Below are 1,425 nucleotides of genomic sequence, written 5' to 3'. Positions count from 1 at the left end.
TTGCAACATCCACAGATTTCACTGCGCTGTCAGCCACGCCTTTCACTGCATCCAACTGACCTTTGTTCACTGCATCTGTCGGTTTAACACCGTCAGCTACATTGCTGATAGGTTTGTTGTTCGCATTTAAGCCGTCTTTGTTGATGTAAGTGTTGCCACCTACTTTCACGCCGTCGTTGCCTAATACGACTTGGTTATCACCTTCACCTGCAGTCACTTGTGTCAAGCTGATGCTGTCTTTAAGCGAGAATTCCACTTGAGCACCATCTGTGCCATTGGTTTGTTTCGCTTTCAAGTTTTTACCTGCTTGAAGAGTGACTTTGTTGCCGGCTTTAATTTTTTGGTCAGCTTGAGAAGTGGAATCCAATTCACCGTCAGTCGCTTTGGTATCCACCACGAAGTGGGTGTTTGCAAGCGCTTGTGCAACGGTGCCTGCAGTCACTAACTTGCCTTTATCTGCCGGTGTTGTTGGTGCTGTGATGTTGCCATCAGCATCCACTAAATCACCGCTGAGTTTAGGCGTTACGGTTACGATGTTGGTGTTCGGATCTTTAACTGCAGTTAATGCATTTTCATCACCGGATTTCACATCTTGTACTGCGGTGTCGGCTTTCGCTTTCACGCCATCCAATTTCGTGTTGGTTGCATAAAGTTGTGAACCGTTCACGGCTTCTTTGCTGTTTGCAGAGACATCACCGGCTTTCACACCAGAGATAACTCTATCACCGGCATCAATACCGCCACGAGTTACGCTTGGGCCACCTGTGATGGTTAAACCGTTAGTGTTCACTGTAGTATTACCGGCAGTGACAGAAGTTACATCAAGATCTTTTTTAGTCGCTACAGTGTACGTTGTGCTACCGTCAGTGTTAGTGGTTGGGGTCACAGTAATATTGTCACCTTCTTTCACTGTGGTTTTTGCTGCTGTAGCTGCCTTGTTCACGGCTTTAATCGCATCACCGATAGTACCTTTACCGGTTTCACCGATACCTTTGGTTGGATCAGCTACAGTCACATTACCTGTTGCAGGATCGATCTTCGCATCCGGGCCTACAAGGTCAGCAACGTTACTTGCCACGTTGTACAACTGGCTACCGTTAACCGCCTCTTTGCTCGTACTATTCACATCACCATCAGTAACATTTGTTACTTTTGTGTTATTCGCATTGATGCCGCTTCTTGTTACCGCCGGACCACCTTCGATAGTTAAACCTGCGCTATTAAGGAAGCTTTTCTCGCCAACATTGTTTTCTAACTTAATGCTATCCAAATCCACAGCTTTTCTTAAGCGTAATTTTGGATTTTTCGGATCATTGTTATCCACCACTAAGTTATTTTCGTTAGTGGCCACATCTACAGATTGCACTGCGCTGTCAGCCACGTTCTTCACAGCATCTAACTGACCTTTGTTCACTGCATCGGTCG

The 1,425-nt window shown here is 46.0% G+C and carries 1 pseudogene; it reads right to left on the bottom strand.

The features are described from left to right. Positions 1–1,425: pseudogene (locus HMPREF9065_RS04475) on the bottom strand (hypothetical protein); the annotation flags it as partial.

Source organism: Aggregatibacter sp. oral taxon 458 str. W10330 (assembly GCF_000466335.1).
Classification (GTDB): domain Bacteria; phylum Pseudomonadota; class Gammaproteobacteria; order Enterobacterales; family Pasteurellaceae; genus Aggregatibacter.
The sequence above is the reverse complement of the archived record's forward strand: the minus strand, read 5'-3'. Positions and strand labels throughout refer to the sequence as shown.